This window comes from Diaphorobacter sp. MNS-0, assembly GCF_019602835.1.
GTDB classification, from domain to species: Bacteria; Pseudomonadota; Gammaproteobacteria; order Burkholderiales; family Burkholderiaceae_C; genus Diaphorobacter; species Diaphorobacter nitroreducens.
Genome location: NZ_CP080761.1, coordinates 909571 through 935211 on the forward strand (window position 1 = coordinate 909571; position 25641 = coordinate 935211).

Consider the following 25641-nt stretch of genomic DNA (forward strand, 5'->3'; position numbering starts at 1 on the left):
ATGGAGGTACGTCAGCAGGTGGCGCCAAACACGGCATGGTGTTCAGCAAAGCGCGCGGCCCAATGCTCGGGCTCGGAAAAGTCCAGCACCTGCCAGCCTTTGTCCTGCAAGGTTGCTGTGATACCTGCATCGACCGGAGTGAGAAAAACCAGTGCGCGGGCTGCCTTGTACTGGGCTGCGGCGGTGGCTGTGCCCTGGTTGACGGGAAGATTCAGTGCATCGGGTGGGGCGAGGCCCGCCTGGTTCAGGGCTGCTAACCAGCGTGATTCCAGTGAGTCGCCAGCTATGGCTGCCTGGGTGCCATTGGCGGCCGCCTGCTCACCATCTTCAAGGAGGCGGGGCTTCACCTGGGCGTTGGCCAGTGCCACCAACAGAGCGAGCGCCTCGGGGTTGCGGCGGTTGATGTGTTCGTGGTCTGGCTGGTTGAAATACGACAGCAGGCATTGGTAGCAGCCTGCTTCGCAAATGTGGTTGCCCAGGGCGTCGGTGGCTTCTTGGGAGGGCAAGTCTTCCAGTCGCCAGGTGCCGTCGGCAGGGGGGCGGTAATGGATGAGTTGCAGGGCGTTGCTGGCCACTTGAGCAAGGCTGGCGGGGTCATTGGCCAGGCGGGTGAGTACGCCCGCACCGCCTTCGGCGGCTTCGTAGAACAGCAATGCGCGGCGCTCCGCCTGCTTGGGCAAGGGCTCGGCCACCAGCTCGGACTCTTCGATCTGGAAGGACATCTCGATGCCGCGCTTGAGGGCGGCTTGTAGCGTGGCCATGGCCTCCAGCGGGAGTGCATGCACCGGGGCAAGGATCAACAAATTGCGATGGTCTTCCACGAAGGGCACGATGCGCTGGTTGGGCACTTTGTCCAAGAGTGCGTCGTCGTTGCTTGTGTCGTCGCTCGCATCGGGGGCGTCCTGCTTGCTCCAGGTGCCGGTGATGGGGTTGATGTAGAAGCCCAGTTGTTCCTTGTCTTTGCGGCGGCGCCAACCCCGGTTGATGCGCCAGATGCGTGCGGCGGGCGCGTAGGTGAGTTCGGCGAGGATCTGCTCTGCCTGCAGCACATCGGCTTTCTGTTTTTGAATCTGTCCATCGGGCCCGGGCAGGAAGCGGTAGGTGGTTTGCAGCTCGAAGCCTTGGCGCTGGCGCTCTTCGTCGTTGATGGAGATGCGCTCGACCGGCACGGTTTCCACGGTTTCGATGCGATAGAGATCGCGCACCCAGTCGGTTTCGGTCAGCAGGGCGTCGCAGTTTTCGCAACGGTTGACCAAGGGTTGGCTGCCACCCGGCTCTCCCAGGTGGCCGTAGCCGCATTGGCTGCAGACCAGGGATGTGATGGTGGAGAGCTGGCTGTTGCCTGAGATGTGGTCGGCATTGCCGACGTTGAGCTTGGCGCGCACCACGCGGTACATGCGGCCCTGGTGGTAGATGAGGCTGCGTGGTCCGAATTCGGACAGTGCCAAAAAGCGCGGGCGGCTGACCATGCTGCCTTCGTCGTCCTTGCCACTGGTGGTTTGCCCGCCGCGCGCGGGAATCCAGGCCATGAGGGGCAGGCGGGGGAAGTTGTAGCCGGGCAGGAAACCCTGGCTGGCGAGGTAGCGGTAGGTGTAGAAGTCGGTGTTCTGGCCATTGCCTGACTTAAGCAGCACCGCATATTGGCGCGCAGCATCGCCATAGCGGCGTTGGGCGTTTTGGCGCTCGGCGTGCGAGGCGGTATGGCTTTTGACGATGTGGTCGGCCATGTCCATTTGTTGGCGGGTCGCGTCAAATAGCACGCGCCAGCGCTCCAGGGCTCCCGAGAATTGCTGGGGAGCGCGGTCAATGACCTGTTGCACGTACTCGGGTGTATACCAGTGGCTGTCGTTGAGTTCTGCCTGTAGTTGTTCAATCACGCCGTGGGCGCTGGACAGTGCACGGGCCCGCACGTCGGGAGTCGTGAAGGCGTCCAGGTACGCCGGCTTCAGTGGTTTGCCTTCCTGATCGAGATCGAGCATGGGGGCAATGCTGGGGTCCAACTTCATCTGGGTGCTGGCCAGCCAGACCGCCTGCAGGTGGCTTTCCACGAGGTCGCGATTGGCCAAGTCCAGGGTCGGCGCACGCACCACGCCATGCACCATGTCGTTGGCGTGGTGGAAGAACCATTGGTCGTGCGGGCTGAGTGCCGCGCAATAGGTCACCACCAGGGCTTGCTGGCCTGAGCGCCCGGCACGCCCGCTGCGCTGCGCGTAGTTGGCGGGGGTGGGCGGCATGTTGCGCAGGTACACGGTGTTGAGCGCGGAAATGTCCACGCCCAGTTCCATGGTGGGCGAGCAGAACATTACGGGCAGGCGCTCCAGCGGTGCTTCGTGTGCTGGGTTTTGTGCCCAGTCGTTGCGGTCTTTGTCGGTGTAGCGAAAGCGCTGTTCCAGTAGTTGTCTGCGCGGCGCATCCACTTGCGCGGTATGTTCCTGTGCTTCGAACTCGAACAGGGGGTGCGATGGCAAGCGCAGCAGGTCAGCGATGCTGAGGTAGAGCTCACGGAAGAACGTGTTGATCCGGCTGTTTTCGTCCTGGGGCTGTTCTGCCGTCAGGCACCAATCCAATGCGGCGGCGTTGAGGCGCCAGCCGGCGAGGTCCGTATCGATGGCGTACTTTTGCACATAGCAGTTACTCGCAGCGTGCAGCAAGTCTTGGACCAGTTCTACCCACTCGGTATCTTTCCAGTGTTTGGTTTCGGTGGCGAAGACCGAGTCTTGCCAAAGGCTGGATGTTTTGACGAGGCGCAGAAGGCGTGAGCGAGGGCCTCCGGTGACCAAGTCAGCACGCGGTTTACCTTTGTATTCAGGGCGCTTGCCAAGGATGAGATAGCGGCCCGTTTCCAGTTTTTCATCAGGAGCAAATGCCCAGCGTTCGGTGAGGTAGGTGTGGCCGCTGGTACGGGCTTTGTCGTGCTCGACGGGATCGAGATAACGGGTTTCGAGGCACAGGTGGCTGCGCAGGTGGTCAAAAAGCAGGTTGCACAAGCGGGCACGGTCAGCCGGTTTGAGCTTGGCAAGCACTTTGTTTTTTGCGAATGCACCAGTGTCTGCGCAGAATTCGTCCAGGCCACGATAGCGAATGGACAACAGCCCCAACTGGTCAAGATTCGGGTTGTTGTAGCGCCAGCCACGGCGCAGGTCGCGCAGCAATCGATAGGCGATGATGAAGCGTAGTGTGCGCTGCGCCTGCTGTCGTGCCGGTCCCATGAGCTTGGGTGATCGGAGGTATTCGACCAGCGTGCCCTGATCGACTTGGCCAAAGCCTAGCGCCTTGAAAACGGCTTCGGCCAATTGTTCTTCATCGAGTACGCCAGAGTTGTCCTGCAATGCGCCGATGAGGCCCGCACGCAGAGTGAGTAGAAAAATGAAGTCGTTGAAGTGACCGGCTTGCAGGGCGGCATCCTGTCTGTTATCCGTGAAACCCAGCAACTTGCGGGGATCGGGTTGGCCATGTGCGGGATTGGGTAGTGCAAAGAGCTGCTGCAGGGCACTGAGCGCGATCATCGTTGTGGCCGATGATCGACCCTCTCCAGAGAGGCTGGACAGACGGTTGGCGTCTTTGCCGTGTGCCTCATGCACCGTGCCGCAACTCAAGCAAAAGCGGAATTTGCCGGGGATAAACCAGAAGGCTTCTCCGGCACCTTCGTGCCCCTGGGGATCAACGGCCACATGGTAAGGGATCGCCTTTTTGTAAGCGGGTTTGATCTTGGGCTCATTGCGACTCAGATCCAGCCAAGTCTCAGGCAGGTCTTCAAGCTGCCCGGTGTATGGCTGCTTTGGGTTGACTGGGCACAGAAAACCGTAGCTGGCATCCTCACTGTCGTCGGCACTGACGTCGTCGATTTCTCGCGGCAAGTAGATGGTGGGATGCTGCCCAGACTGCCAAATTGGCAGGTACTCCTGCCCACAGTCTCGGCAAAAGTGGGCGGGGTAGAGGTGCACGCCCTCGGCCTGACGCCCTGGGGCAAAGCGCTGCGCATCCAGGGTGATGTGGCGCTGGCCCGTCGGCTCCAGCGTGGTGAGCACCTTGCCGGGGCCGCTGATGAACTGGTGTAGCTTGAAGGCGAAAGGCGGACGACCTTGGGGTGTGCGAACGTCATGCGCGGCCACCAGAAAACGCTGCAGGGCCATGCGGGCCTGAGAGACAGAGCATTGGGCATCTCGTGCCAAATCTTCGCTGGCGGTCTGGATGGTTTTTGGCTTGGCGCGGCGCGGTGGTTCGTCGTCGGGTAGCTCGATGCCCAGGTTGAGTTCCACCCAGATGGCCAGAGGGTCGCGCTGGAAGGTTTGGAAGTCAGGCCATTGGTGGGTTTCTCGTGCGATGGCGGCAGGCAGTTCGGCTGCGATGGCTGAAACGTCCTTGAGCGGGTCGGTGACGCGCTCAAGGGTCTCCCCAATCACGTCATGCTCGCTGATGCATGCGCCAAAGAGTTTGGAGGCAACTTCTGCGACGGTGCGATTGCGATCCGCCTCGGTGCCTGCGCTGGACATGGTGGCTGAGGTGCCAATGCACACCAGCTTGTCGGCCTTGAGCCGCTCACGCAGGCGGCGTACGAGCAAGGCCACATCCGCCCCCTGGCGGCCTCGGTAGGTGTGGAGCTCGTCGAGCACCAGAAACTCCAGCCCTTCGCAATGGTCCACCACCTTGCGATCCACATCGTCAAAGCGGGTGAGTATGTACTCCAGCATCATGAAGTTGGTGAGCAGAATGTCCGGCGGGTTGTCGGCTATGGCATCGCGCTCAGGGTTGCTTTCTTGCCCGGTGTAGCGGGCGACGGTGAAGGGCCGCTGATCGGGGGCATAGCCGTGCAGGAATTTGTCCAGCTCTTCCAGCTGGCTGTTGGCCAAGGCGTTCATCGGGTAGATGACGATGGCTCGGGTGCGTTGTTTACCGCCTTCTGCCTTGGCCTTGATGATTCGGTCGATGATCGGAATGAAGAATGACAGCGATTTGCCGGAGCCGGTCCCGGTGGTCACGACATAGCTTTGCCCTGACTGGCCTTTGGCGAGTGCCTGCAACTGATGGGCATAGAGGTGCAGGGGTTGCGGGTTTCCCTCCGGCTTGCCAGCCTGGAATACGTCGGCGCAAACGGGATGAAGCACGCCCTCGGTTGCCAGCGTTTGCACCGTGCCTTTGCGTTGGTAGTTGGGGTTGATCTGTACGAGAGGCTCTGGCCAGTAGCGGCCATCTTGGTACTGGCTCTCGACTTCTCGTTGAATGTCGGGAGCGGCAATGCGGACAAAGCTGCGTGAGAAGTTGCTGTAGCGCTCGACTAATTGATTGCGAAACTGAAAAACGTCATCCACGGTGCAACCCTTTCTTACCTGTTCTGCGTGTGCTGCCACTTGGCATTTCTGCCTTTGCCTGTCGGCTCTATCAGTCCCTCGGCTTTCATGGTGCGCAAAGTCAAACGCACCATGTCGCGGCTTACGCCGGGACAAGCCTTCTCGATCTCCGAGATGGAAAAAGGCAATCGGTGTTTCAGGATCTCTGTGCGCACTCGGTCGCCTTTGGCGCCGCGCCCTCGTTCGATAGTGCCTATCCGATCCTCGAATTCCTCGTAGGCGCGCGCTAATGTTCCCCAGAAGTAATCGAACCAGGGGGTAATGTTGTGGATACCCTCATGCCAGCCTTGCAAACTGGCCCCTACCGCTGTGCAGTAGTCCTCTTTAGAGTTCTCGAAAATGCGTTCCAGGCTGATGAAGCGGCCCACGGCATAGTCGAAGTGGCAAAGCAACTGCAAGCTCAGTAGCCTGGCCATGCGGCAGTTGTTGTCCGGGAATGGATGGATACAGAGGAAGTCGAAGATGACCAGTGGGACCAGTACCAACGGGTCGGCCAGTTGCTGATCGAGCGCCGTACGGTAGCGTGCTACCAAGCTTTCCATTGTCACGGGCGTGAGGTGTGCAGCGACCGGGTGAAAACTGTAGCCGGAGAGGCCCTCGATGATGTCGCTGTCGGCAGTCCTCCACTGCCCGCCTGGCTGTCGCATGTAGCGGTGCAAAGTGGCATGGAGTTGGAGGACGATACTCTCTGAAAGAGGCATCCGATCACCGCCGTCACATATCAATTTCAGGGCATCGCGATAGCCCGCTATTTCTTGCTCTGCACGATTCTGCGGCGTCACCTTTTCCAGTGCGAGGGACTTGAGTCGGTGCCCGGCCACAGTGACACCATTGAGTCGGGTGGACGATTCGATGGAGTCGGCGATGGCCACGCGACGCACGTCATTCAAGACCTCGGGCAACTGAGCTATATGGAGCGGTTGCCTGCCTCGCTGCTCACCCAGGGTGCGCAGCATCGCCAGTTGCCGTGCATTGAAGCGCAGCTTGGCGATGTATTCGGGCGAGAGCGAGTGCATGCAGAAGCATTTGGATACGATGAATTGAGGTAATAGTACCGAAAATCGAGGGAATTTTCGTGGAAATTACCCCGATAAGCGACGATCCTTCGTCTGCGGCGCGACGCGCCGCCCAGGCGGGTAGTCAGGTCTTACGGTGCCAGGTCGCCACGCCGCTTTGTGCATGGCCCTCGACGACGTGGTTTCACTGGGCGCTGTGAGTCAATGCGCGCAGGACGAACGCGCTCTCCTTTGCTGGCTTGACCAGCAGTGCCGTACGCACGCCGGGTTTCGGCGCTGATGTGTCCCAAGCTGCGGCTTGTAGCCTCGTCGTCACCATTGGCCTTCATGTCTGCGGCAAATTGGTGGCGGAAGCAGTAGGCCGTAATCGGCTGCTTGTGTTTGGGCCACAGACTACGGGCCAGACGGCGTATCTCCACAGTCAAATTGACAGCGCTGCTGATCTGAGCGAAAACCTGTGGCTCTGGCTGAGCATCCAGCAGTCCGTTGACGACAACGATGAAGGGGTGAGGGTCTTTCGCGTCGTAGGTGATTGTCCGAACCGGCTGGCCCTGCGAGGCTTTGACTTTTGCTCCCGCAATGCTGAAATGGATCAGCGATCTGCCACTGGCTGCCTCCTTGGTACGCCAAACGTGAATGCCATTCACCAGCTCACTCGGACGGCATCCCGTCAAGCTCAGCAGGATGAGGGGAAACAGATACCGACCGCCTGCTGCTTGCTTGCACAGGGTGGTGCGCCAGTTGGTCGGCAGTCCAGCCAGGGCCTGGCGTTTGCTGCGACGTTTGGCGCGTTGGCCTGTCATGCCTTCCTGTCGCAAGCGTTGCAGCGTTTGCAGGTTCTTCAGTTGCAAAAGCAGCCTTATGTGCAAGATTTCTGCCGCTTTTACCACCGGCGCATTCAACTGCTGCGTCAGCTGTTGCTGCTGCGTGCAAAGGAAATGCTGTAGAGCCGCCAGGCGCTTTCGAAATGTCGCAACACTAGTTGTTGACTGAACCACATAGAACAGGCCGCCTTCGACGTGTCGGGCACGCCGAAGGAGCTGCTGAGCTTGTCGCTCATACTCCATCTCGGTTTTGGGCGAGGCACTTCGGGGCTCCCGCGCATCTCGTGAGAACATGGCATCCAGGATCGCTCGGCAGCGTTTTTCCAATTCCTGCAGTTTTTTGAGCAGATCGTTCATGCCGCTTCCTTTGTGATTGGTGAAGTAGCTTTCATCGGCAGCCAGGTCCTGGTGGGGACGGGTGGTGGTGACTGGCGCAGTTCGATGCCACCGCGTTGAATGCAGGCCCTTGCAGTGGGATAAACCATCAACACCTTGTCCAGGGCAGTCTTGAAGCTGGTGCAGAAGTCCCCGAGGCCATGCTTACCGACGTATTCGTGACCGAACTGGTCTTTGAGCGTATGCCACGGCAGCCACAGTGGCCGATGGTTGAGCCGGTAAAGACGATGTGCCAACCAGGCATACACATCAATCGCCAACGCTGATCCGCGCAGGACGTGCAATGCGCGCGCATCCAAGGGGACTGAATGCTGCACAAGCTCGTCAAAGAACTCGGTTTCGAGCACGAGAGTGCCCGGCCATGTCGCGCGTTGGTTGTGGGCAGACGGGAGCCAAGCATCGATGCGTTTGATCACCGATTCGTTGATTGTGCGTCCACGAAAGCCCAGCTGTATCCTGCAAGCAGCCAGCGCGTGCAGCTGCTGTCGCAGTGTGCAGTACCGGCGCCCTTGCTGGTCGAAGCCGAGCATTCCCAAAAATTCAGCTGCGCTACGGCCGAGGAATATTTCGCGGGAGTTGGAGCGTCTAGCGATAGTAGAAATCCAGATGAGCGCAAGACGCGGCATGCTTCCGTAAGGTACAGGCTGTAGAACCGGGCCATCGCCTACGTCAAGGACTCCTGCCTGCACGTGCAGCCATCCTTCCCCGGCTTGTCGCAGAAATTCGCGACTTGGGACGTGGCGTCGAGGAAATCCAAGCGAGCACAACAGCGAATAGTGGAAGGCTAGGTCATCGCCAACGGGTGGGGTGGCACGGATCAGTTCGCTGCTCGCAAGCAGTTTGTCGTGCGATGTGTGGGCCTTCACTTTTGACCCCCTGCACGATTTCGGATCGGTGCGTTTCGCTGCTCCCAGCGCGCTCGCGAAAGTTGCTCAATCTTGGTTGGCCGCCCTCGTGACCTTTTGGTTGGAGGGGGGAGTGCTGGACGATTGGACTCAATCCATTCCAAAACTTCATGCTCGTACCAGCAGAGCCGTCGGCTGTGCGGCAACTTGAATGGCCTTGGGATCAAATGAGCGTACTTGCGATTGGTCGCGCATGTACGGATCGTGTTTGTTGTCTTTCCGAGCAGCGCTGACAGCTGCTCGACGAAAAGTATTTTGGGCAGCTGGCCTTCTGCAGCTGCATGAGATGCTTCGAACATTTATCACTCTTCACTGGTCGTCAGCGGCGTGGCCGCCGAACGCCACGCGCTATGCGCGCGGCACCTGGGGTCAGTGAAGGTGAGGCCGAGGAGGAGGCGTGTCGGTGCTCGGCTTGAAATCGATCAGATTGTGCGAAGGCGGCGACGGGAGATGCCGCTCACCCTGCAAGACAATTCGTAGCGTGAGCCAAGGAAACGCATAGAAAGGCGCCCCTGCCAAGATTAGCAGCGCGCAGACCAATGCAAGCATCATCAACTTGCCAGCGATTGGGCCGAGCCAAGATAGCGCTTGAATATGCTCGGCCGAAAAAACAGCGCAATGGCCCAGCAGACCAACCGCACAGGACACCGCAATCACCCAAAATGCGGCGATCTCGATCGCGGGAGGCTGCTTGCGGTAGAGCTTCACGTAGATGCTGCTGTCAATGACTATGAATGACAGTACGGTAAGGGCACACCCGCGTGGTCGTCAAGTATCTTTCACGTCGAGAACGCCCGTCGGTGTCGCAAGCATGGAGAGCATTGGGACAAATTTGGGACAACGATGGGACAAATTTACTCTCAATCGGCATGAATGACGATTCAAAGCAAAAAGCCCAAGTGATTGATTCACATGGGCTTTTTCTGTGGTTTCCTGGTCGGGGTGAGAGGATTCGAACCTCCGGCCTCTACGTCCCGAACGTAGCGCTCTACCAGGCTAAGCTACACCCCGATCGCGTCCCCGAACCGCCCGGAATTCAAGTCCGGCGTTCAAGTAGCTGAGCCGCTAATTGTAGCAAACCTTTGGTGTATGGATTGGCGGGAAGCTTGGCGGCGGCATCCATCGCCAGCCGGGCCTGAGCGGCGGCCGCGTCGCGGGTGGCGGTCAGGGCGCCTGTCTCGCGGATGATGGCGATGACGGGCTGGAGTTCGTCGGCGCTGCCTGTTTCGATGACGTTGCGCAGCAACTCGCGCTGCGCCTGGCTGCCGCGCTGCATGGCGATGATGAGGGGGAGCGTGACCTTGCCCTCGCGCAGATCGTCGCCGAGGTTCTTGCCCATCTCCTGCGCGTCGCCGTCGTAGTCCAGCACGTCGTCGATGACCTGGAAGGCCGTGCCCAGCGCCTGGCCGTAGTCGGCGCAGGCCTGTTCGATGTCGGGCGTGCTGCCGGCCAGGATGGCGGCGAGCCGGGCGCTGGCCTCGAACAGCTTGGCGGTCTTGGAGCGGATGACGTGGAGGTATCCGGCCTCGTCCAGGGACGCGTCATGGGTGTTCATGAGCTGTTGGACTTCCCCCTCGGCGATCACGTTGGTCGCGTCGGCCAGCACTTGCAGGATGCGCATGCTGCCTGCCTCCACCATCATCTGGAAGGAGCGTGTGTGCAGGAAGTCGCCCACCAGCACGCTCGCCGGGTTGCCGAAGGTCTCGTTGGCGGTGGGCCGGCCGCGGCGCAGGGTGGATTCGTCCACCACGTCGTCGTGCAGCAGGGTGGCCGTGTGGATGAATTCCACTACCGCCGCGAGGTTGAATCGCTGCTCCCCCTTGTATTCGAGCGCGCCGCAGGTCAGCAGCAGCAGCGCCGGGCGCAGGCGCTTGCCGCCCGCCGAGATGATGTACTGGGCCACGCTGCCCACAAGCGGGACGGACGATTGCAGCCGCGCTGCAATGACCTTGTCCACCTCCCGCATGTCGTCGGCAATCAGGGCGAGGGTGGCGGCGGTGCTGGGGGAGTTGGCGGCCAAGGTGATCGGTGGTGGTGAAGTGAAGCGGCAATTATAGGAAGCGCCCCAGGGGGCCTGGGGACCCCTGGGGCGCTGTGTCGCGTTGCCTGGATCGGTTTCGGGTGCTTGTGATAGAATCTTCGGTTCTGTGGAAATCCGTCCGCAGAACTCCAATTTCAGATTCGAGGTTTACATGTACGCGGTCATAAAAACCGGCGGCAAGCAGTATCGCGTTGCCGCTGGCGAAAAAATCAAGGTAGAACAGATTGCTGCGGAAGTAGGCCAGGAGATCGTGATCGACCAGGTTCTGGCAGTCGGCAACGGCGCTGAACTCAAGGTCGGCACGCCCCTGGTGTCCGGCGCAACGGTGAAGGCTACGGTCGTGGCCCACGGCAAGCACGACAAGGTGCGCATCTTCAAGCTGCGCCGTCGCAAGCACTATCAGAAACGTCAAGGCCATCGCCAGCAGTTCACCGAGCTGCAGATCCAGGCGATCGCCGCTTAAATCAGGGAGCTGATCTCATGGCACAGAAAAAAGGCGGCGGCTCTACGCGAAACGGGCGCGATTCCAAGCCCAAGATGCTGGGCGTGAAGGCTTACGGTGGTGAGCTGATCAGCGCCGGCTCCATCATCGTGCGCCAGCGCGGCACGCGCATCCACCCCGGCGTGAACGTCGGCGTGGGCAAGGACCACACGCTGTTCGCCCTGGTGGATGGCCATGTTTCCTTCGGCACGAAGGGCGCGTTGTCCAAGCATACGGTCAGCGTGACGCCTGCTTAAGGCCCTTCGCCGCTGAAGCGACAACAAAGCCCCGACCCGTCGGGGCTTTGTTGTTTTCAGCGCCTGGCGCAGCCGCGCGCATGCGTGATGGCACCCTTTTGCGCACCCTCCAGCGCCCAGGTGCGCTTTTTGTAAACTGGATACCCATGAAGTTCGTCGACGAAGCCTTTATCGACGTTGCCGCAGGTGACGGCGGCAACGGCTGTGTCTCGTTCAGGCACGAGAAGTACAAGGAGTTCGGGGGGCCCAACGGCGGCGACGGCGGGCGTGGCGGCCACGTGTTCGCCGTGGCCGACCCCAATCTCAACACCCTGGTCGACTTCCGCTATTCACGCCGGCACGAGGCCAAGCGTGGCGAGCACGGCATGGGCTCCGACATGTTCGGCGCGGCAGGCGCCGACATCACGCTCAAGATGCCCGTGGGCACCATCATCAGCGACGCGGATACCGGCGAGCTGCTGTACGAGCTGCTCACGCCGGGCGAGGTGGTCACGATCGCCAAGGGCGGGGACGGCGGCTTCGGCAACCTGCGCTTCAAGAGCGCCATCAACCGCGCGCCGCGCCAGAAGACGCCGGGCTGGCCCGGGGAGCGCAAGAGCCTGAAGCTGGAGCTCAAGGTGCTGGCGGACGTGGGGCTGCTGGGCATGCCCAATGCCGGCAAATCCACCTTCATCGCCGCGGTCTCCAACGCGCGCCCGAAAATCGCCGACTATCCGTTCACCACGCTGCACCCCAACCTGGGCGTGGTGCGCGTGGGGCCGGAGCAGAGCTTCGTGGTGGCCGACATCCCCGGCCTGATCGAGGGCGCATCCGAGGGCGCGGGCCTGGGCCACCAGTTCCTGCGCCACCTGCAGCGCACGCGGCTGCTGCTGCACGTGGTGGACCTGGCACCCTTCGACGAAGCGGTGGACCCGGTGGCCCAGGCCAAGGCCATCGTGGGCGAACTGAAGAAATACGATGCCGGACTGTATGAAAAGCCCCGCTGGCTGGTCCTCAACAAGCTGGACATGGTGCCATCCGAAGAGCGCGCTGCGCGGGTGAAGGATTTCGTGAAGCGCTTCAAATGGAAGGGCCCCGTGTTCGAAATCTCCGCGCTGACGCGCGAAGGCTGCGAGCCCCTGGTGCAGTCCATTTTCCAGCATGTGCACGCCCAGCAGCTGGCGCAGAATGCGCCGGCTGAGGTGGACCCGCGCTTCGCAGGTGAGCCACCGCGTGGGTGATGCGAGGATTGCTATTTAATTTATAGCTGTTGGCGCTTACCTGACAAGCGCTAGGGCCTAATTTCTTATAAAAATGGTGTCCAGTGTATTGCGCGACGCGCGTCGCATCGTGGTCAAGGTAGGGTCCAGTCTCGTCACGAATGAGGGACGGGGGCTGGACGAGGTGGCCATTGGGGAGTGGTGCCGGCAACTGGCAGCGCTGGTGCGGGGGCAGGGGGGCGAGCCGCGCGAGGTTATCATGGTCTCCAGCGGAGCGATCGCCGAAGGCATGAAGCGCCTGGGCTGGAGCAGCCGCCCCGGCGAGATCCACGAACTGCAGGCCGCTGCCGCCGTGGGACAGATGGGGCTGGCGCAGATGTACGAGACCAAGCTGCGCGAGCAATCCATGGGCAGTGCGCAGGTGCTGCTGACCCATGCCGACTTGGCGGACCGCGAGCGTTACCTGAATGCCCGCTCCACCCTGCTGACGCTGCTGCGCCTGGGCGTGGTGCCGGTGATCAATGAGAACGACACCGTAGTCACCGACGAGATCAAGTTCGGTGACAACGACACTCTGGGGGCCCTCGTCGCCAACCTCGTCGAAGCCGACGCGCTGGTGATCCTGACCGACCAGAAGGGGCTGTACACCGCCGATCCGCGGCGCGACCCGCAGGCGCAGTTCGTCCACGAGGCACAGGCTGGCGATGCGGCGCTGGAGGCAATGGCCGGCGGCGCGGGCTCCAGCATCGGCAAGGGCGGGATGATCACCAAGATCCTCGCGGCCAAACGTGCGGCGGGCTCGGGTGCTTCCACCGTCATCGCATGGGGGCGGGAGCCGGACGTGCTGCTGCGGCTGGCCCGGGGCGAATCGATCGGCACGTTGCTCGTGGCGCAGACGCAGAAGAACCAGGCGCGCAAGCAGTGGATGGTGGACCACCTGCAACTGCGCGGCTCCGTGACGGTGGATGCCGGCGCGGCGGCCAAGCTGCGCGAAGAGGGCAAGAGCCTGCTGCCGATCGGCATGGTGGCGGTGGAGGGCGACTTCGTGCGCGGCGATGTGATCGCGGTGCGCGACGCCGGCGGCACAGAGATCGCCCGCGGTCTCGCCAACTATGCGAGCGCCGAGGCGCGCCTGCTGTGCCGCAAGCCTTCCGCAGAGTTTGAGCGCCTGCTGGGGTACGCGGCCGAACCGGAGATGGTTCACCGCGACAACATGGTGGTGCTCGGCGCGCGATGACGCTTAAGAAGGGTGCGTCTTGCGGACGCGTGCCTTCTTACACACGCTAGGCGTCCAGTGGTTTCTTGGGGGCGGGCAGGGTAGGCAGCGCCTCCAACGGCGCTGGCACGCTGTTTTGCGGGTCAGGGTCGAAGCTAGCGCCCGGAGGCAGTTCCATCCCGGGCTTGACCAACAGTGAACTGGTACGAGGCAGCGAGGCTTGGCCGCTGCTCTCGTGCTCGCGCGTACGCATGCCGCTGCGCAAATAGCGGTTGCGCTGTTCGTGGCGCGGCAGAAAACGCGCCAGTTCAGTCAGCGCCATCTCATATACGCCTCGCTTGAACTCGACCACCACGTCCAGCGGAACCCAGTAGTCGTTCCAGCGCCAGGCATCGAACTCTGGATGGTTGGTGGCGCGCAGGTTCAGGTCCCAGTCGTGCCCCAGCAATTGCAGCAGGTACCAGATCTGTTTCTGACCCTTGTAGTGTCCGCGTGCATCGCGGCGGATGAACCGGTCTGGCACCTCGTAGCGCAACCAGTCCCGGGTACGGGCAATCACACGCACCTGGGGCGGCAGCAGTCCTACCTCTTCGTGCAGTTCCCTGAACATGGCCTGCTCGGGGGTTTCTCCGCGGTCGATGCCGCCTTGAGGGAACTGCCAGCTATGGGTGCGTATGCGCTTGCCCCAGAATACCTGGTTTCTCTGGTTGAGCAGGATGATGCCGACATTTGGGCGGAATCCGTCCCGGTCGAGCATAATCTAACCCCAAATTTTTAAAACTGCGGTCATTATGCACGCTACCTCGCGTGCGGCAAGCGCACCCGCCCCAGTTGTCAAGCCCGTTCGATGAAAGCTTCCCAATTTTTCATTTCCACCTTGAAAGAGGCGCCTGCCGACGCCGAGGTTGTCAGTCACCAACTCATGATGCGCGCAGGCCTCATCAAGAAGTTGGGTGCCGGGATTTACAACTACATGCCCATGGGCCTGCGCGTGATCCGCAAGGTGGAAGCCATCGTGCGCGAGGAGATGAACCGCGCAGGTGCCGTGGAATGCACCATGCCCGTGGTGCAGCCCGCCGAGCTGTGGCAGGAGACCGGGCGCTTCGACAAGATGGGCCCCGAGTTGCTGCGTATCCACGACCGCCATGGGCGTGACTTCGTGATCCAGCCCACCAGCGAGGAAGTGGTCACTGACATCGCACGCCAGGAACTGCGCAGCTACAAGCAGCTGCCCAAGAACCTCTACCAGATCCAGACCAAGTTCCGCGATGAACGCCGCCCGCGCTTCGGACTGATGCGCGGGCGCGAATTCATCATGAAGGACGCCTACAGCTTCGACCGGGACCAGGCCGGCGCCAAGGCGAGCTACCAGGTGATGGCGCAGGCCTATCGCCGCATCTTCGACCGCTTTGGCCTGCGCTACCGCGCCGTGGCGGCGGATTCGGGCGCCATCGGTGGCGACTTGAGCGAAGAGTTCCAGGTGATCGCCGCCACGGGTGAGGACGCGATCGTCTACTGCCCCGCCAGCGATTACGCGGCCAACATGGAAAAGGCCGAAGCGCTGGCCCCCGCGGGCGCGCGTCCCGCGGCCAAGCAGCCGCTGACGGTGACACCCACGCCTGGCAAGAGCACCTGCGCGGACGTGGCCGAACTGCTGAGCGTGCCGCTGAGCACTACGGTGAAATCGCTGGTGCTGGCCACGGACGAAACCGATGCGGCGGGCGAGATCATCCGCAGCCAGGTCTGGCTGCTGCTGCTGCGCGGCGACCACGACATGAACGAGATCAAGGTGGCCAAGGTGCCGGGCCTGGACGCGGGTTTCCGCTTTGCCACCGTGGCCGAGATCGCGGACCACTTTGGCTGCAAGCCGGGCTACCTGGGCCCGCTGAACCTGCAGAAGCCGGTGAAGCTGGTGGTGGACCGCGACGTGGCCGTGATGGCCGACTGGATCTGCGGAGCCAACCAGGAAGGTCACCACATCACCGGCGTGAACTGGGGCCGCGACCTGCCGGAGCCCGACATGGTGGCCGACCTGCGCAATGTGGTGGCTGGCGACCTGTCGCCGGACGGCCAGGGGGAACTTGCCATCGAGCGCGGCATCGAAGTCGGCCACGTGTTCTACCTCGGCACCAAGTATTCCAAAGCCATGAATGCCACCTTCCTCGGCGAAGACGGCAAGCCCGCCTTCTTCGAGATGGGCTGCTACGGCATTGGCGTCACGCGCCTGCCGGCAGCGGCCATTGAGCAGAACCATGACGAGCGCGGCATCATCTGGCCCGACGCCATCGCCCCGTTCACCGTGGTCATCTGCCCCGTGGGCATGGACCGCAGCGAAGCCGTCAAGGCACAGGCCGAGTCGCTGTACGCCGACCTGCTAGCCGCCGGTGTGGACGTGATCCTGGACGACCGCGGCGAGCGCCCGGGCGCCATGTTTGCCGATTGGGAATTGATCGGCGTGCCCCATCGCGTGACCATTGGCGACAAGAGCCTCAAGGAAGGGCAGGTCGAATACCAGCACCGCCGCGATGCATCTGCCACCAAAGTGGGCGTGGCGGACATCCTGGCGCATGTGAAGGAACGGCTGGCAGCATGAACGCGGCGGGAGGTGGTCCAATGAGCGACGAACGGCAGGGCCGGCTGTCGCGCCGCGCCTGCCTGGCTTCGCTGGCGGCGGGGCCGGCTGCATGGCTGGGCGTGGCTGCACCTGCGCATGCGGGGAGCCAGCTGGAGGAGCCGTTGATCGATTCCGTGCGCACCGCGCTCAGCTCCGCCGTGGCAGACCTGGCACCGCCCGAGCCGCTGTTTGCCTCCACCGAGGCCCGCCTGCTGTATCTGCGCTGGCTTGGCACCATGAGCGACCGCCTGCGCCGGCGCAAGCCCGAATGGGAAGTGCGCCGCGACTTCCTGCAGACGGTGTGGTACGAGTCCAAGCGCTCGGGGCTGGATGTGTCGCTGGTCATGGGCCTGATCCAGGTGGAGAGCGCGTTCCGCAAGTTCGCCGTCTCTCCAGTGGGCGCGCGCGGCTATATGCAGGTGATGCCATTCTGGACCCGCGTGATCGGTGACGGCGACCCGGGCAAGCTGTTCCACATGCAGACCAACCTGCGCTTTGGCTGCGTGATCCTGCGCCACTACCTCGACCGCGAGCGGGGCGACCTGTACATGGCGCTGGGCCGCTACAACGGCAGCCGGGGCAAGGCGCCGTATCCGAGCGCCGTGTTCGCAGCGCAGCGCAACTGGTTCTTCCAGGAGCGTACTTCGGACGCCTGATCTGCCGTCGGCCAGCGGGCCATACCCGTCTTGCGGATGGCCACACACGCCGGCAGGTGCTGCCCTTGTCAGCAGCACCGCCCCTTATTCAACGGGCAGCACTGGTTTGGACGCGCCTTCCAGCCTTGACACCATCACCTGGTCGATGCGATAGCTGTCCACGTCCAGCACTTCGAACTTGTAGCCCCCGAAGGCCACGCTGTCGGTGCGGCGCGGCACCCGGCGCAGCATCACCATCAGAAAGCCCGCCAGGGTCTCGTACTCATCGGCGTGCGGCAGCTCGTCCAGGCCCAGGGCGTGCAGCACGTCGGACACGGGCGTGGTGCCGTCGATGAGCCAGGAATTCTCGTCGCGGCGCACGATCTGCTCCTCATCCGCCGGGCCCACCAGGTCACCCATCACCGTGCTCATCACATCGTTGAGTGTGACCACGCCCACGACCAGGCTGTATTCGTTGACGATGACGGCGAAGTCCTCATGCACCTGGCGGAACTGCTCCAGCACTTCGGCCAGCGACAGCCGGTCCGGCACGATGAGCACCTTGCGTACCAGGCCTTCGTCGGCCAGCGAGATGGGCTGGTTGTTCAGCACGCGCTGGAACAGGTCCTTGGCGTCCACGTAGCCGACCACGTGGTCGATGTCGCCTTCGCACACGGGGTAGGTGGAAAACGGCTCGGCCGCAATGCGTGCGCGGATCACCGTGTCGGGATCGTCGCGCAGGAAATAAGCCACGCGGTCGCGCGGCGACATGCTGCTCGCCACGCTGCGCGTGTCCAGCTCGAACACGTTCTCGATCACCTGCTGCTCGCGCGCGGCCAGCACGCCGGCGCGCGCGCCGGCTTCCATCATGGCCAGGATGTCATCGGAGGTGACGCGGTCGTCGCGCAGCGCGTTCATGCCCAGCACGCGGAACAGCAGGTCCGCGCAGCGGCTGTACAGCCATACCACGGGCCGCAACAGCGCCATGGTGGCCTGCATGGGCGCCACCACGCGCAGCGCCAGGCGCTCGGGCTCCGCCATGCCCATGCGTTTGGGGAACAGGTCGGCAAACAGGATGAACAGCGACGTGATGACGGTGAATGACAGCAGGAAACCCGCCGTCTGCGCATGCGAGGCGCCCAGCCACATACCGAAGAAGCCGGAGAAGTGCGGGCTCAAGGTGCCTTCGCCCACGATGCCGCCCAGCACGGCCACGGCGTTCTGGCCGATCTGTACGGCGGTGAAATAGTCGCCCGGGTTTTCCTGCAGCCGCAGCACGCGGTCGGCGCGGTGGTCTCCCTCGTCGGCCAGCTGGCGCAGCCGCAGGCGGCGCGATGCCGCAAGGGAAATCTCGGCCAGCGAGAAGAAGGCACTGGCCCCGATGAGGGCGGTGATGACGATCAGGCTTTCGGACAAAGGCATGGAGCGAGGATGCAATGCCGCGCGCCTGTCGTGCAGCGGGGTGTGCCAAGCACGCAGGCACGGGGCCAGGTGCCGCCAAGTGTAGCGGGCCCGCGTGGCGGGGCGCTGCGCGCGCCGGCGGACATAAAAAAACCGCCCGGTGTGGGCGGTTGGTCCATTGGCGGCAGGACGCGGCGCTTCAGGCGGCGTCGCCGGTGCCCAGCACCTGCTGCAGTTCGCCGGATTCGTACATCTCCATCATGATGTCCGAGCCACCGATGAACTCACCCTTCACGTAGAGCTGGGGGATGGTGGGCCAGTGGCTGTAGTCCTTGATGCCCTGGCGGATTTCCTGGTCGTCCAGCACGTTCACGGTGGCGATGTTCTTGGGGTCCACACCGCAGGCCTTGAGGATCTGCACGGCGCGGCCCGAGAAGCCGCACATCGGAAAGCTGGCGTTGCCTTTCATGAACAGCAGAATGTCGTTGGTCTTGACCAGTTGGTCGATGCATTGCTGGACGTCGCTCATGGGGTTCTCCTGAAGGGGGGCGCCCTGGGGCAGGGCGGCGATGGGGGGATTATTTCACTGCGGGGCGCCGCCGGGCATTGACCCGCCGGAGCATCGGGCTATGCCGGCCAGATCGTGGCGGCTTTGCACCTGGTCAAAGCCTGTGTCGCGCAGCAGTGCTTGCACGGCCTCGGCCTGGTCCCACCCATGCTCCAGCAGCAGCCAGCCGCCGGGCGCCAGCCGCGCAGGCGCCTGCGCCACGATGGTGCGGATGTCCTCCAGGCCGTCGGCGCCGCTGGCCAGCGCGGACAGCGGCTCATGGGTGAGCGCGGCCAGGTGCGGGTCCTGCGCGGGGATGTAGGGCGGGTTGCTGACGATGGCATCGAACGGACCATCCACCCCATGCAGCCAGTTGCCCTGGATGAAGCGCACGGGCAGGCCCAACTGCCCGGCATTGGCGCGGGCGACGGCCAGCGCGCCGGCGCTGGCGTCCACGGCCAGCACCTGGGCATCGGGGCGCTCATGCTGCAGGGCCAGGGCGATGGCCCCGCTGCCCGTGCCCAGATCGGCCACGCGCGGCGCGGCGCGGGTGGCCAGCACCTCCAGCGCCCACGCCACCAGTGTCTCGGTGTCCGGGCGCGGGTCCAGCACGCGCGCGTCTACGGACAGCGGCAGGCCCCAGAACTCTTTGCGCCCAAGGAGGTAGGCCACGGGTTCTCCCTTGGCCCGGCGCGCGCACAGCGCGGCGTACTGTTCCATGGCCGCCGCGGGCAGCGTGTCGCCGTCGTGCGCCAGCAGCCAGGCGCGGTCGGCCGGCGCACGCCCCAGCACATGCAGCAGCAGCATCTGCGCGTCGATGCGCCCCAGCCCTGCGGCTTGGGCCTGGGTCAACGCCTGGGCCAGCGTGGGTGAAGGCATGGGTGCTTCTCTATGGATAGCTGTTGGCGCTTGCTGCGTGGGCGCTAGAGGCCAAAATCACTCCAAACCCAGTTCGGCCAGCAGCTCGGCCTCGCGCGCATGCTGCAGGGCCTGCAGCACCTCGCCCAAGTCGCCCTCCATGATGGCCAGCAGCTTGTACAGCGTGAGGTTGATGCGGTGGTCGGTGAGGCGCCCCTGCGGAAAGTTGTAGGTGCGGATGCGGTCGCTGCGGTCGCCGCTGCCGATCAGGCCCTTGCGCAGCGCGGCCTCCTTGGCGGCGCGCTCGCTGCGTTCCTTTTCCTGGATGCGCGCCTGCAGCACCTGCAGCGCCTTGGCCTTGTTGCTGTGCTGGCTGCGCCCGTCCTGGCACTCGGCCACGATGCCGGTGGGAAGGTGCACCACGCGCACGGCGGAGTCGGTCTTGTTGATGTGCTGGCCGCCCGCGCCGCTGGCGCGGAAGGTGTCGATGCGCAGGTCCGCCGGGTTCAGCGTGATGGCCTGGTGCTCGTCGGGCTCGGGCATCACCGCTACGGTGCAGGCGCTGGTGTGGATGCGGCCTTGGGTCTCGGTGGCGGGCACGCGCTGCACGCGGTGGCCTCCGGATTCGAACTTGAGTGCGCCGTACACACCGCTACCGGAGGGGCCCGTCCCGGGCTGGCCCTCGATGCGCAGCACCACTTCCTTGTAGCCGCCGATCTCGCTCTCGTTGGCGCTCATGACCTCGACCTTCCAGCCCACGGTGGCGGCGTAGCGCGTGTACATGCGCGCCAGGTCGCCCGCGAACAGGGCGGATTCGTCGCCGCCCGTGCCGGCGCGGATTTCGATGAAGGCGTTGCGCTCGTCGTCGGGGTCTTTGGGCAGCAGCAGGCGCTGCAGCTCGTCCTCCAACTGCACGAGTTCGGTCTCTGCGGCGTGGATTTCCTCCTGCGCCATCTCGGCCATGTCGGGGTCTTCCAGCATCTCCCGCGCGCCGGCCAGGTCGGCCTCGCGCTGCTGGTAGCGGGCGTAGCGGCCCGCGACCTGGGTGACCTCGGCGTGCTCGCGCGAGATGCTGCGGTACTGCTGCATGTCCGCCATGATGTCTTCGCGCGAGAGCAGGAAGTCGAGTTCCTGCAGGCGTTGCGCGTAGCGTTCCAGCTGGCTGCGGAGAAAGGGTTTCATCAAGGGGTGTGAAAGAAGGGTTTTGCTACCAGTCTGGTAGCTGCTTGCGCTTGTCTGGTAAGCGCGGTAGGCCGATGGGGCTTATGAAATCAGGGGTGCGCGAGCGAGCGCCGCTACAGCCCGTTTTTGCTGTGCGAGCGCAGGAACAGGCGCGAGACGGCCTGTGCGGTCTGGGCGCGCGCTTCGGCATCGCCCGCGCGCAGCTCGGCCATGGTGCCGTGCAGCATCTTTTGCGTGAGGCCGCGCGACAGCGCCTCAAGCACGGTCTCGATGTCCTCGCCCTTGGCCAAGCGCTTCTTGGCGCGGGCGATTTCCAGGGCGCGCCATTCGTCAGCCTGGGAGTTGAGTTGCTGGATCAGCGGCACCACGCCGCCGTTCTGCGTGGCGGGGCTGCGCAGCTCCATCCAGTGCACGAAGCTCTGCACGCCCGCGTCGATGATGGCCTCGGCCTGCGCCACGGCGGCCTGGCGATGCGCCTGTGCCGTCTGCACCACGCTGGCCAGGTCGTCCACGGTGTACAGGTACACGTCTTCGAGCTGCTTGACCTCGGGCTCGATGTCGCGCGGCACGGCCAGGTCCACCATGAAGATGGGGCGGTGGCGGCGCTTTTTCAGCGCGCGCTCCACGGCGCCCAGGCCAATGATGGGCAGCGTGCTCGCGGTGCAGCTGATGACCGCGTCGAACTCGTGCAGGTGGTCGGGCAGGTCGGCCAGGCGCATGACCTCGCCGCCAAAGCGCGTGGCGAGCTTTTCTCCGCGCTCCAGCGTGCGGTTGGCGATCGTGATCTGCTGGGGCGTCTTGGCCGCGAAGTGCGTGGTGCACAGCTCGATCATCTCGCCCGCGCCCACGAACAGCACGCGGATCTTCGTCAGGTCTTCGAACAACTGGCCGGCCAGCCGCACGGCCGCGGCGGCCATGCTGATGCTGTGTGCGCCGATGTCGGTGCTGGTACGCACCTCCTTGGCCACGGCAAAGCTGCGCTGAAAGAGCTGGTTGAGCGTGGTGCCGAGCGCTCCTGCGCCTTCAGCGGCGCGCACGGCGTCCTTCATCTGGCCGAGGATCTGGGCCTCGCCCAGCACCATGGAATCAAGCCCGCTGGCCACGCGGAAGGCGTGGCGGGCGACGAGGCCGTTTTCCAGGCTGTAGGAGTGCGAACGCAGCAGCGCGGGGCTCACGCCGCCGCTGTGGGCCAGCCAGTCCAGCGTGTGGTCCAGCGCCGGGGCCTCGGCTGCGCAGTAGATCTCGGTGCGGTTGCAGGTGGAGATGATGGCTGTCTCCACGCCCGGGTGGCGGCCCGAGGCGCTGGACAGCGAATCGCGCAGCCCGTGCAGCGTGGGTGCGATCTGGTCCAGGGCGAACGCGAACCGGCCCCGCAGATCGAGCGGAGCGGTGTGGTGGTTGATGCCGAGGGCCCAGACTGCCATGGGGTGGGATTATAAAATCCGCCGCGCACTCAGGCAGGCCACCGCGCCAATGGCTTGATCTGCATCATGACTCCATGGACCTGCTGCTCGCCCTCAACCATCTACTGAACTTCACCGCACCGGCGCTGGCGGTCGCCGTGCTGCTGGTGGCATGCAGCCACGTCTTTATGCGAAAACTGGCCAGAGCGCACGGCTGGATTGCGCCAATAGCTATCAACTTTGCAGTGGGGTGTTGCGTCCTCGTGGCGGGGTTGGTGCTGCTGGGGCGCGACGGCCGCATGGCCACCTACGCCGGCTTGGCGGCGGCCTGCGCCACCAGCCAGTGGTTGCTGCTGCGCGCCTGGCGCGGCTGATTCAACTCCCGCCCTGTCCGCACGCCTGCGCCAGCAGCCAGCCGCGCAGGTCGTCCAGGGCCGGATTGGGCGCGCGCCCCGTCGGAATGCACAGGTGGTAGCCGCGGTCCAGCAGCACGGGGTGGTCGATGGCGATGGCGATGCGCCCGGCGGCCAGCTCCGGCTCCACCAGCGCGCGCTGCACCACCGCCACGCCCAGGCCGGCGATCACCGCCTGCACCAGCAGCGACACCAACTCGAAGTCCGCCGCCGGCGTGAGCGGCCCGTGGACACAGCCCACACCGGCGAACCAGTGCGCCCAGTTGTCCGGGTAGTTCGTGTGGAACAGCAGCGGCCGCGCGAGCAGGTCGGCCGGTGCGCGGATGGCCTGGGGCCCCTGCAGATCGGCCGGGCGGCAGATGGGTACCAGCTCGCGCCCCACCAGGTAGTCGGCCGCGATGCCCGCAGGCCAGTCGGCGCGGCCCACACGGATCCAGGCATCGATCTCAGGTGCGCTCAGAGGGTCGTCGCGCCGGTAGGGTGCGAACGACAGTGCGATGCCGGGGTGGCGCGCGTGGAAATCGGGCAGACGCGGGATCAGCCAGTGGCTGAACAGCGTGGGCGCCACCGACAGGCGCAACTGGCGCGGGTTGCGCCGCGTGCGCACGGCCAGCGTGGCGGATTCGATGGTGGCGATCGACGGGCCCACGGCCTGCAGGTAGTCGGCCCCCGCGCGCGTGAGCACGCTGCGCCGGCCCTCGCGCGCGAACAGCGCCACGCCCAGGTGCTCCTCCAGCCGGGCGATGGCGCGGCTGATGGCGCCCTGGGTCACGCTGAGTTCATCGGCCGCCTGCGAGAAGCTGCCCAGCCGCGCCGCGACGGCAAAGGCGTGCAGTTCGGGCAGCGACGGCGAGTGGATGCGCATGGATGGCTGATGGATGAGCGTTGGTAATGGATTGCCGCCATTTTGTCGCTTTTCGTCAACGCGGGGGCGCTCAAGAATGGGCCTGCCCCCATTCATTCAAATACCGAGGAGATCTCCATGGCACTGCGCCGCACCCTGCTGTCCACCCTGGCTGCCTGCGCCGCCGCTGCGGCCTTCGCACCCCTGGCGCACGCCCAGGCGGGCGACTACCCCAACCGCCCCATCAAGCTGATCGTGCCGTTCGCGCCCGGCGGCTCCACCGACATGGTGGCCCGCCTGCTGGCCGACAAGATGGGCCCCATCCTGGGCAAGGCCGTGGTGGTGGACAACAAGGGCGGAGCCGGCGGCTCCATCGGCGCCGACGCCATCGCCAAGGCGGCACCGGACGGCTACACCATCGGCATGGCCACGGTGAGCACCCACGGCGCCAACCCCGCCATCTACGCCAAGCTGCCGTATGACGCGGTGAAGGACTTCGCCCCCATCACCAACGTGATGAGCGTGCCCAGCGTCTTCGTGGTGCACCCCAGCGTGCCCGCCAAGACCATGCAGGAGTTCGTGGCGCTGGCCAAGGCCAACCCCGGCAAGTACACCTTTGCCTCGCCAGGCACGGGCTCGCTGGGCCATGCCAACATCGAGAACTTCATGAACCTGGCGGGCATCGACCTGCTGCACATCCCCTACAAGGGCGCGGGCCAGGCCGCGACCGATGCGCTGGCGGGCCAGGTCAACGCGATGACGGACAACCTGCCCTCCACGCTGGCCAACATCCAGTCGGGCAAGCTGCGCCCGCTGGCCGTGCTGGCCTTGAAGCGCAGCCCCGTGCTGCCCGACGTGCCCACCTACACCGAGCTGGGCTACGCCGGCATGGGTGACGGCGGGTGGTTCGGCCTGGTGGCGCCCGCGGGCACGCCCAAGGAGATCATCGCCAAGCTGAACGCCGCCGCGCACAAGGCCATGGCCCAGCCCGACTACCTGGAGAAGCAAAAGAGCATCTCCGGCGAATCCATGGCCAACACGCCCGAGCAGTTTGCCAAGCAGATCGACGCCGCCATCGCGCGCTACACGGCCGTGGCCAAGCGCGCCAACATCAAGCTGGACTGATGGTGCGCCTTTGACAGCGTTGCATGACGACCTGAGCCCTCGGCCGGACACCCCGGTCGAGGTCTGGCAACCCACGGGGCAGCCGCTGCCGCTGGTGTGCGACTCGCCCCACAGCGGCACGGCCTACCCCGACGATTTCGGCCACGCCGTGCCGCTGGCGCTGCTGCGTCGCGGCGAGGACACGCACGTGCACCGCCTCTGGCATACCGCGCCCGCGCACGGTGCCACGCTGATCGCCGCGACCTTCCCGCGCACCTACATCGACGTGAACCGGGCCGACACGGACCTGGACCCCGCGCAGATCGACGGCGCGTGGCCCGTGCCGCTCGCTCCCGGCCCCAAGACGCGCCAGGGCCTGGGCCTGGTCTGGCAGCAGATCAGCAAGGACGGCGTGGCCACGCCGCTGTATGCGCGTGCGCGCACGGTGGCCGAGGTGCAGCGGCGCATCGAGGGCTACTGGCGCCCCTACCATGCGCAGCTGCAGCAGGCGATCGACGCGAGCGTGCAGCGCTTTGGCCGCGTGTGGCACCTGAATTTGCATTCGATGCCCAATGACGTGTACCGGCGCCTGGGCCGCACGGACGCGCCGCCGCTGGCCGATTTCGTGCTGGGCGACCGCGACGGCACCACCTGCGCGCCCGAGTTCGTGCACCTGATCGCCGAGCAGCTGCGCGGCTTTGGCTACAGCGTGGCGCTGAACGAGCCCTACAAGGGTGTGGAGCTGATCGGCCGCATCGGCCAGCCGCACCTGGGGCGCCACAGCCTGCAGATTGAGATCCGCCGCCCGGTGTACATGGACGAGGACACGCGTGCGCCCAACGCCGGCTTTGCACCGCTGCAGCAGCACCTGGACCAGTTGCTGGGAGTGGTGGCGGGCTATGTGCGGTCGCAGCTGTCGGTTTGAAGCAAAATTGGCCTGTAGCGCTTGTCTGATAA

At 64.3% G+C, this 25641-nt stretch carries 22 protein-coding genes and 1 tRNA gene; 9 read left to right on the top strand and 14 right to left on the bottom strand.

Features of this window, described 5'->3' with window-relative positions; all coding sequences use genetic code 11:
• Nucleotides 1-11: 11 nt before the first annotated feature.
• From K2L43_RS04365 to K2L43_RS04395, 7 genes are all read right to left on the bottom strand, one after another.
• Nucleotides 12-5309: a DEAD/DEAH box helicase gene (locus K2L43_RS04365; protein WP_220638580.1), complete on the bottom strand. Its 5298-nt coding sequence runs from the start codon at nucleotides 5307-5309 to the stop codon at nucleotides 12-14.
• 14 nt (nucleotides 5310-5323) lie between these two features.
• Entirely contained in the window at nucleotides 5324-6364 is a 1041-nt protein-coding gene (locus K2L43_RS04370; protein WP_011804278.1) for a Fic family protein, read from the bottom strand.
• A gap of 131 nt (nucleotides 6365-6495) precedes the next feature.
• Nucleotides 6496-7545, bottom strand: a complete 1050-nt coding sequence (locus K2L43_RS04375; protein WP_196995926.1) for an integrase — start codon at nucleotides 7543-7545, stop codon at nucleotides 6496-6498.
• Nucleotides 7542-8450 carry a replication protein RepA gene (locus K2L43_RS04380; protein WP_011804282.1) on the bottom strand — a complete coding sequence of 303 codons (909 nt, stop codon included), beginning with the start codon at nucleotides 8448-8450 and terminating at the stop codon, nucleotides 7542-7544. The genes K2L43_RS04375 and K2L43_RS04380 overlap by 4 nt, the downstream gene beginning before the upstream one ends.
• A gap of 408 nt (nucleotides 8451-8858) precedes the next feature.
• Nucleotides 8859-9197 carry a hypothetical protein gene (locus tag K2L43_RS04385; protein WP_011804283.1) on the bottom strand — a complete coding sequence of 113 codons (339 nt, stop codon included), beginning with the start codon at nucleotides 9195-9197 and terminating at the stop codon, nucleotides 8859-8861.
• A gap of 226 nt (nucleotides 9198-9423) precedes the next feature.
• Nucleotides 9424-9500: transfer RNA gene (locus tag K2L43_RS04390), tRNA-Pro, on the bottom strand.
• Between the two features lie 25 nt (nucleotides 9501-9525).
• Nucleotides 9526-10509, bottom strand: coding sequence for a polyprenyl synthetase family protein (locus K2L43_RS04395; protein WP_011804284.1), 984 nt, complete (start codon nucleotides 10507-10509; stop codon nucleotides 9526-9528).
• Between the two features lie 172 nt (nucleotides 10510-10681).
• Between K2L43_RS04395 and rplU the strand changes: the two genes are divergently transcribed.
• The 4 genes from rplU to proB all read left to right on the top strand — a co-directional run bounded on the left by rplU (nucleotide 10682) and on the right by proB (nucleotide 13704).
• A complete protein-coding gene (gene rplU, locus K2L43_RS04400) occupies nucleotides 10682-10993 on the top strand; it encodes a 50S ribosomal protein L21 (RefSeq protein WP_011804285.1) in 312 nt (103 codons plus the stop codon).
• Between the two features lie 17 nt (nucleotides 10994-11010).
• Entirely contained in the window at nucleotides 11011-11268 is a 258-nt protein-coding gene (gene rpmA, locus K2L43_RS04405) for a 50S ribosomal protein L27 (protein WP_011804286.1), read from the top strand.
• A 146-nt stretch (nucleotides 11269-11414) separates the two neighbouring features.
• A complete protein-coding gene (cgtA, locus tag K2L43_RS04410) occupies nucleotides 11415-12488 on the top strand; it encodes an Obg family GTPase CgtA (protein ID WP_220638581.1) in 1074 nt (357 codons plus the stop codon).
• 73 nt (nucleotides 12489-12561) lie between these two features.
• Complete coding sequence (proB, locus tag K2L43_RS04415) at nucleotides 12562-13704, top strand: glutamate 5-kinase (RefSeq protein WP_220638582.1); 1143 nt, start codon at nucleotides 12562-12564, stop codon at nucleotides 13702-13704.
• A gap of 46 nt (nucleotides 13705-13750) precedes the next feature.
• On the opposite strand, the gene K2L43_RS04420 is transcribed toward proB, so the two are convergent.
• A complete protein-coding gene (locus K2L43_RS04420; protein WP_220638583.1) occupies nucleotides 13751-14440 on the bottom strand; it encodes an RNA pyrophosphohydrolase in 690 nt (229 codons plus the stop codon).
• A 90-nt stretch (nucleotides 14441-14530) separates the two neighbouring features.
• Between K2L43_RS04420 and K2L43_RS04425 the strand changes: the two genes are divergently transcribed.
• Nucleotides 14531-16276 (top strand): proline--tRNA ligase, encoded by a 1746-nt coding sequence (locus tag K2L43_RS04425; RefSeq protein WP_011804290.1) that lies wholly within the window; start codon nucleotides 14531-14533, stop codon nucleotides 16274-16276.
• Nucleotides 16273-16953 (top strand): lytic transglycosylase domain-containing protein, encoded by a 681-nt coding sequence (locus K2L43_RS04430; protein WP_041835899.1) that lies wholly within the window; start codon nucleotides 16273-16275, stop codon nucleotides 16951-16953. Before K2L43_RS04425 ends, K2L43_RS04430 begins: the two co-directional genes overlap by 4 nt.
• 84 nt (nucleotides 16954-17037) lie before the next feature.
• On the opposite strand, the gene K2L43_RS04435 is transcribed toward K2L43_RS04430, so the two are convergent.
• The 5 genes from K2L43_RS04435 to hemA form a co-directional block, all read right to left on the bottom strand.
• Nucleotides 17038-18354, bottom strand: coding sequence for a hemolysin family protein (locus K2L43_RS04435; protein ID WP_220638584.1), 1317 nt, complete (start codon nucleotides 18352-18354; stop codon nucleotides 17038-17040).
• A gap of 178 nt (nucleotides 18355-18532) precedes the next feature.
• Nucleotides 18533-18862: a Grx4 family monothiol glutaredoxin gene (gene grxD, locus K2L43_RS04440; protein WP_220638585.1), complete on the bottom strand. Its 330-nt coding sequence runs from the start codon at nucleotides 18860-18862 to the stop codon at nucleotides 18533-18535.
• Between the two features lie 54 nt (nucleotides 18863-18916).
• Nucleotides 18917-19759, bottom strand: a complete 843-nt coding sequence (prmC, locus tag K2L43_RS04445) for a peptide chain release factor N(5)-glutamine methyltransferase (protein WP_220638586.1) — start codon at nucleotides 19757-19759, stop codon at nucleotides 18917-18919.
• A 57-nt stretch (nucleotides 19760-19816) separates the two neighbouring features.
• Nucleotides 19817-20920 carry a peptide chain release factor 1 gene (prfA, locus tag K2L43_RS04450; protein WP_012655760.1) on the bottom strand — a complete coding sequence of 368 codons (1104 nt, stop codon included), beginning with the start codon at nucleotides 20918-20920 and terminating at the stop codon, nucleotides 19817-19819.
• A 113-nt stretch (nucleotides 20921-21033) separates the two neighbouring features.
• Nucleotides 21034-22344 (bottom strand): glutamyl-tRNA reductase, encoded by a 1311-nt coding sequence (gene hemA, locus K2L43_RS04455; RefSeq protein ID WP_220638587.1) that lies wholly within the window; start codon nucleotides 22342-22344, stop codon nucleotides 21034-21036.
• A 74-nt stretch (nucleotides 22345-22418) separates the two neighbouring features.
• Here hemA and K2L43_RS04460 point away from each other — a divergent pair, with 74 nt between their 5' ends.
• The gene (locus tag K2L43_RS04460; protein ID WP_220638588.1) at nucleotides 22419-22697 is read left to right on the top strand and encodes a hypothetical protein; all 279 of its coding nucleotides are present in this window, start codon (nucleotides 22419-22421) and stop codon (nucleotides 22695-22697) included.
• Nucleotide 22698: 1 nt separating this feature from the next.
• Here K2L43_RS04460 and K2L43_RS04465 read toward each other — a convergent pair whose 3' ends face one another.
• The gene (locus tag K2L43_RS04465; RefSeq protein WP_123675060.1) at nucleotides 22699-23601 is read right to left on the bottom strand and encodes a LysR substrate-binding domain-containing protein; all 903 of its coding nucleotides are present in this window, start codon (nucleotides 23599-23601) and stop codon (nucleotides 22699-22701) included.
• Between the two features lie 117 nt (nucleotides 23602-23718).
• Here K2L43_RS04465 and K2L43_RS04470 point away from each other — a divergent pair, with 117 nt between their 5' ends.
• On the top strand, nucleotides 23719-24705 hold the full coding sequence (locus K2L43_RS04470) for a tripartite tricarboxylate transporter substrate binding protein BugE (protein WP_041835900.1): 987 nt from the start codon (nucleotides 23719-23721) through the stop codon (nucleotides 24703-24705).
• A 10-nt stretch (nucleotides 24706-24715) separates the two neighbouring features.
• Nucleotides 24716-25609, top strand: coding sequence for an N-formylglutamate amidohydrolase (locus K2L43_RS04475; protein WP_220638589.1), 894 nt, complete (start codon nucleotides 24716-24718; stop codon nucleotides 25607-25609).
• The last annotated feature ends 32 nt before the right edge of the window (nucleotides 25610-25641 follow it).